The sequence below is a fragment of the Streptomyces sp. NPDC054956 genome, from assembly GCF_053609185.1.
The window spans coordinates 1-6,030 of sequence record NZ_JBSGXB010000398.1; the positions used below are offsets into that span (position 1 = coordinate 1).

Annotated in this window: 4 protein-coding genes; 2 read left to right on the forward strand and 2 right to left on the reverse strand. The window is 75.0% G+C overall.

Annotation, left to right across the window (positions count from 1 at the left end; translation table 11 throughout):
* Nucleotides 1-91 precede the first annotated feature (91 nt).
* Both metG and ACWGDE_RS35040 read right to left on the reverse strand, forming a co-directional pair.
* On the reverse strand, nucleotides 92-1,807 hold the full coding sequence (gene metG, locus ACWGDE_RS35035) for a methionine--tRNA ligase (protein WP_453393104.1): 1,716 nt from the start codon (nucleotides 1,805-1,807) through the stop codon (nucleotides 92-94).
* 233 nt (nucleotides 1,808-2,040) lie between these two features.
* The gene (locus ACWGDE_RS35040) at nucleotides 2,041-4,062 is read right to left on the reverse strand and encodes a hypothetical protein (RefSeq protein ID WP_453393105.1); all 2,022 of its coding nucleotides are present in this window, start codon (nucleotides 4,060-4,062) and stop codon (nucleotides 2,041-2,043) included.
* Between the two features lie 313 nt (nucleotides 4,063-4,375).
* Between ACWGDE_RS35040 and ACWGDE_RS35045 the strand changes: the two genes are divergently transcribed.
* Together ACWGDE_RS35045 and ACWGDE_RS35050 are read left to right on the forward strand one after the other, a co-directional pair.
* The gene (locus tag ACWGDE_RS35045) at nucleotides 4,376-4,903 is read left to right on the forward strand and encodes an RNA polymerase sigma factor (protein WP_453393106.1); all 528 of its coding nucleotides are present in this window, start codon (nucleotides 4,376-4,378) and stop codon (nucleotides 4,901-4,903) included.
* The coding region (locus tag ACWGDE_RS35050) for a hypothetical protein (protein ID WP_453393107.1) at nucleotides 4,900-6,030 on the forward strand (1,131 nt) is incomplete at its 3' end. The genes ACWGDE_RS35045 and ACWGDE_RS35050, both read left to right, overlap by 4 nt.

Genomic DNA, 6,030 nt, shown 5'->3' on the forward strand with positions numbered 1-6,030 from the left:
CGGGCTGACCCGGGGTCCGCCGCTGGGGCGCGACCTCAAGTGGTCGCGCCCCTGCGGCGGTTCGCTCGGTGGCGTCCGGCTCCGGGGAGGATCAGGCCTCCGGGTTGCCGCCGAAGCGGTCGCGGTAGGACTCCAGGTCCTCCTCGGTGATCTTCGCGAAGAGGACCGGCGGGACGGTGAACGGGGTGCCCGCGGGCACCGCGTCGAGGGACGCGGCCTGCTCCGGGGTGACCCAGGTCGCCGTGTCCTCGGTGAGGGCGAACGCGGAGCGCATGGCGCGCGCCGAGGACGGGATGAAGGGCTCGGAGACCACCGAGTAGAGGTGGATGAGGTTCATCGCGGTGCGCAGCGTCAGCGCCGCGCCCTCGGGGTCGGTCTTGATCTCCAGCCAGGGGGCCTTCTCCTCGAGGTAGGAGTTGCCCGCCGACCACAGGGCGCGCAGCGCGGCGGCCGCCTTGCGGTACTGGAGGTTGTCCATGTGGCCCTCGTACTCGGCCAGGAGTTCGGCGATCTGCGTGCCCAGCTTGGCCTCGGCCTCGCCGGCGGCGTTGCCCTCGGGGACGTCGTCGCCGAAGCGCTTGCGCGAGAAGGAGAGCACGCGGTTGACGAAGTTGCCGAGGGTGTCGGCGAGGTCCTTGTTCACCGTGGAGGTGAAGTGCTCCCAGGTGAAGGAGGAGTCGTCGGACTCGGGCGCGTTGGCGATGAGGAAGTAGCGCCAGTAGTCGGCCGGCAGGATCTCCAGCGCCTGGTCGGTGAAGACGCCGCGCTTCTGCGAGGTGGAGAACTTGCCGCCGTAGTACGTCAGCCAGTTGAAGGCCTTGACGTAGTCGACCTTCTTCCACGGCTCGCGGGTGCCGAGCTCGGTGGCGGGGAACATCACCGTGTGGAACGGGACGTTGTCCTTGGCCATGAACTGGGTGTAGCGGACGTCCTCGGCCTCGTACCACCACGACTTGTAGTCGCGGTTCTCCGGGTCGGCGTCCGACCACTCCTTGGTCGAGGCGATGTACTCGATCGGGGCGTCGAACCAGACGTAGAAGACCTTGCCGTCGGCGGCCAGCTCGGGCCACGTGTCGGCCGGGACCGGAACGCCCCAGTCGAGGTCACGCGTGATGGCGCGGTCGTGCAGGCCCTCGGTCAGCCACTTGCGGGCGATGGAGGACGCCAGCTGCGGCCACTCCTCCTCGTGCTCCGCGACCCAGGCCTCGACCTCGTGCTGCAGCTTGGACTGCAGGAGGAAGAGGTGCTTGGTCTCGCGGACCTCGAGCTCGGTGGAGCCGGAGATGGCCGAGCGGGGCTCGATCAGGTCCGTGGGGTCCAGGACGCGCGTGCAGTTCTCGCACTGGTCGCCGCGGGCCTTGTCGTAGCCGCAGTGCGGGCAGGTGCCCTCGACGTAGCGGTCCGGCAGGAAGCGGCCGTCGACCGGCGAGTAGACCTGCCGGATCGCGCGCTCCTCGATGAAGCCGTTCTTCTGGAGCTGGCGCGCGAAGTGCTGGGTGATCTCGCGGTTCTCCGCCGAGGAGCTGCGGCCGAAGTAGTCGAAGGACAGCTGGAAGCCGTCGTAGACCGCCTTCTGGGCGTCGTGGGCCTGCGCGCAGAACTCGGAGACCGAGAGACCGGCCGCCTTCGCGGCGAGCTCGGCGGGGGTGCCGTGCTCGTCGGTGGCGCAGATGTACAGGACGTCGTGGCCGCGCTGGCGGAGGTACCGGGAGTACACATCCGCCGGAAGCATCGACCCGACCATGTTGCCCAGGTGCTTGATCCCGTTGATGTAGGGAAGCGCGCTGGTGATCAGGTGTCGAGCCATCCTCGGATGCTCCATTTCATATATGCCGGTACAACGTGACGTGCGGTTCATCGTATCGAACCGCCGAAACGCCACACGCCGCATTTCTTCGGGGTGGACAGGGGTGCGCGTAACGCAAAAGCGAGGGCTGTGACCTCTCCGTCACGGCCCTCGCGCTGCGGCCATGGTACAGCGGGGGGACGAGGCGCCGGACCGCCGTCCACGGCGGGCGGGGCGCCGTTCGTGACCGCCGGTCAGTCCCGGCCGCCGGCACCGCCGTCGACAGCGGTGATCCGGGCACCGCTCGCCAGCCGGGCCGTCAGGACGGGCGACGGACCCTGCGGACCGGGGACGGGCACGGCCAGGTCGCGGCCGGCCGTCTCCGCCCGGACCGGACCGTCCACCGTGATCGCCGCGACCTCGCGGCTCCCCGCGGCCAGCAGGTACCAACGACCCGCCGGCGACCGCCACCGGGTGCCCGCGAGCAGGTGCTGCCCGAAGCGGCCGCACGCCGCCGTCGAGCGGGCCCGCGCCACGTCCTGCGGGGGTCCGGCGGACGGACGCAGCTGGACCAGGACGTCGCCCGGGCCGGCCCAGCCGGAGGCCCGGGTGCAGGACCACACCGCCCGGCCCGCGCCGTCGGGGAGCTCGGAGTCGGCGAAGTCCCAGATGTTGACGGCCCGCACCGCGCCACCGCCCAGCTCCGGCAGCCGGCAGGCGGCGGGCGCCCACGCCGCCCGCGCGGCGGGACCGGTCGCCTCGCGCGGCCGGCGCGCGGGCACCGCCGACGGGCCGTCGGGCAGGGGTGTGTACGTCAGGTGCACGGGGGTCAGCGCGCCCAGGTCGGCGAGGAGGAAGGCATGCCCCTCGACGATGCGGGGCGAGGAGGTGAGCTCCAGCACGGGCCGGGCCCCGCAGGCCGCGCCGGCTCCGCGATCCGCGGCCGGGCCGCCGCCCGGGCCCGCTCCCCCGCCGCCCCCGCCGACGGGGATACCGTCCGCGTCCGGTGCCGCCGTCTCTTCGGTGACCCCGTCGGCGGAGACCGCCAGGGGCCGGGCCCCGTCACCGGGCCGTACGAGGTCGAGGGTGGCGGCCTTCGCGATCCAGGGCGCGAGCAGGTACCGGGCCCGGCCCCCGGCGCCGGTCCCGTCCGGGGCGGACCGGGTCAGCGTCAGCGCGGCCGCGGTGGTCACGTCCGCCCCGTCGGTACGGGCGAAGGCCAGCTCCCGGCCGCCCGGCCCGTCCGGGGCTTCGGCGTAGCGCGCCACCCGGTCCCCGTCGAGCAGCACCACCACGGCCCGCCCGGCCACGTCACCCGCGAACAGGAGCTGCGGTGCGTGACCCGGCGGGTCGATCGCCGTGCCCGGCGCCGCCGTGACCGCCACCTCGCGGGGCCGGGCGGCCCAGGCGGCCAGGGCGCGGGCGAGCAGACCCCGGTCGGCGACGCGACCGCCGCGCGCGGGCCAGGCGGTGAAGTCCACGCGGGCGGTGTCGGCCCAGGCCTCGGCGGGGACGCGGAGCAGCCGGGCCGGGTCGAGCGGCGCCGCGGCCCCGGCGGCGGCCACGGCCGCGGGGTGCGGAGCCGAGCCGTCGGCGGCGAGGACCCCGGCCGCCGCGGCCAGTGCGACCGCGGCGAACGCGGCCGCGCGGGTCCGGCGGCGCCGGCGCAGCAGGTCGGTGGGGCGGGCGCTGACCACGGCGGGGTCGGCGGCGGGGCTCCGCAGCATCCGCAGGAGCGTTTCCCCGGGGGTGTCGCGGCCGGTGGCCGCCAGTGCCTCCCGTACCGCGTCCTCCGGGTCCGCGACCCCGGCCATGCCGAGGAGCCGGGCCACCGCCTCCTCGGGCAGTCCGTCGACGAGGTGCAGCACGAAGGCGGCCCGGACCGGCCCCGGCGCCCCGGCCAGGGCCTGGGCCAACTCGTCGATCCCGCCCGCCGGGGGCCACAGCCGCAGCCCCCACACGAAGGGCGGGACCGGCGGCCACCCGAGCGCGGCCGCGGCGGCCCGGGCACGGCCGGACGGAGCGAGGCTCGCGCGCAGGACCCGTACCCGCACCTCCGCAGACGGACCGCCCGGGCCGTCGGGTCCCGCGGCGCCGCGCCCGGCCCTCGGGAGGGCCCGCTGGACCGCCTTGTGCGCGAGGAGCACCCGGGTGTGCCGGCCGAGGGAGAGCGGCAGCGTCACGTAGGCGAGCCGTACGAGTCGGGGGTACTGCTCGACGAGAACGGCCTCGGCCTGCTCCACGGCGGTGGAGCCGAATCGCTGTGTTGTGCCCACGGTCCGACAAACGAGTGAATCTTGGGATGGTCACACGCCGTGCGCCCGCGCCGGGGAGCGCAGAACGGGCGCACAGGAGAGCGGCATATGCGTTTGCGCTGGTTGGGGCGGCGCGTGGTCGACATCGATCATCGGCTGATCATCACCGAACGTAATGCTTCCAGGTTGCATCTCTACGCCCTCCGAGTGCGCCCGCGCTGATTTCCTTGCCGCGCACACGGGATGGGGTGGAGCGGTGAGCGATGGCAGCGGACCGGAGGAGTCCGGTGGCGGGGCCGTGGGTCTGCCGAGCCGGCGACGGCGGCCGACACCCATGAGCCAGTGGGATCCGACGGCGCGCCTGTCGTACTGGGCCTTCCACGCCGACCGGCGCCCGGCCTACATGCGGTTCGCGTTCCTGCAGTTGGGGACCGACTCGGCGGCCGAGGCGGCGGTGGACGCCGCCTTCGACTCGATCATGGGCGAGTGGCTGCGGATGCTGCACATGGACCGGCTCGACGCCTACGCGTGGACGGTGCTCAAACAGCGGATAGTCGACCGGCAGTACCGCCGCAGCCCCTGGCCGGAACCGATGGACATCAGTGCCTTCGAAGCCGCGCTCAAGGAAGCCCACGCGGACGCCGACCAGTACGAGGTGCTCACCGACACCATCCGCTTCTACTCGGCCGTCTCCCGGCTCGCCGAACGCCAGCGCGACGCCGTGCTGCTCCGGTACGGGCTCCAGTGCACCCCCGCCGAAGCCGCCGCCATGATGGGCGTGGACGAGGCCACCGTCCGCTCGCAGCTCGGGCAGGCGCAGCGCCGGCTCGCCCGGCTGCTCGACACGGCAGCCGAGTCATGAGCCGGAACACGAGCCGCGACACCCGGCGCGAGGACGGCGGACTCCCGCGTTCCCTGGAGCAGTTCCTGGCCCGGGCGAGCGTGCGCGACCGCTACCCCCATTACGACCTCGGCGCGGCGGAGGCCCGGCTCCTGCGCGGCGGCGGCGCCCCCGGCCCGGCGCCGAAACCACTGGTCCCCCGGCGCGGCACGGCCCCGGGCCGGCGCCGTTCGACGGGCTGGAGCGATCCCGCGCGGGACCTGCCGCTGGACTCCGAACGGGCCCGGCGCGACCTCAAGGCCGCCTGTCTGGCCTCGGTGTGCGCGCGCGGGGCCCGGGAACGGCTCGACGCCTTCGAGAGCGGCGGCCACGCCGACCTGCCCGGAGCCGTGGTCTTCGGCTGCCTGCTGCACCTGGCCGGCCTGCGCGAAGGGGCCCGGTTCTGGTGGCAGTTCGCCGCCGGGTCCGGGCGGGCCCGGACCACGCACGCCGCGTACTGCCTCTTCCTGGACCACTCCCGGCGCGGCGAACACCACGACGCCCGGGTCTGGGCCCGGGAGCTGGGCCGGCGCCGCTTCCGGCCGCGCGGGCACCGCGATCTGCGGGAGGTGCGGCTGTGCGCGCAGGCCGCCGTCCTGCGCTACGTCGACCAGTTCGACGATCCCGACCTGGGCCCGGTGCCGCTGCCCAGGCCAGGGGTGTCCGGCGTCCTGGACGCCTTCCTGCCGCCGGCCGCTCCGGTGCGCCGGCCCGGACCGGGGGCGGGCCCGCTGCGCCACCCCGCGCTGACGGCCGCGGCCCGCGGGACCGTCGTACAGCCCGGCGGGGGCGAGGCCCTGGCGCAGGCGCGCAGCGCCCTGGCCGTCGTACGGGTCCTGCAGCGGCGGCCGCTCGGAGTACGGGCCGGCCGGCTCGGGCGGGAGGCCGGCCTGGCCGAGGCGGAGCTCGGGCCGCTGTTGTCGATGCTCTGCGAGGAGGGGTACGCGTACCGGCCCGGCGTCGGCGTGTACGCCCCCGGGCCCGCCCTCGACCGGCTCTCCGCCCCCGGCGGCGGGGGCCTGTCGGGGCAGTTGCAGCGCACGCTGGCGCTGGCCCGGGACAGCGCGGGCGCGGCCGTGTACCTGAGCCGGTACGCGGAGGGGGAGGTC

Excerpts from the sequence above, each read along its gene's own strand:
- ACWGDE_RS35045 (WP_453393106.1), top strand. The coding sequence starts at position 4,376 with ATGAGCCAGTGGGATCCGACGGCGCGCCTGTCGTACTGGGCCTTCCAC.
- metG (WP_453393104.1), bottom strand. The coding sequence starts at position 1,807 with ATGGCTCGACACCTGATCACCAGCGCGCTTCCCTACATCAACGGGATC.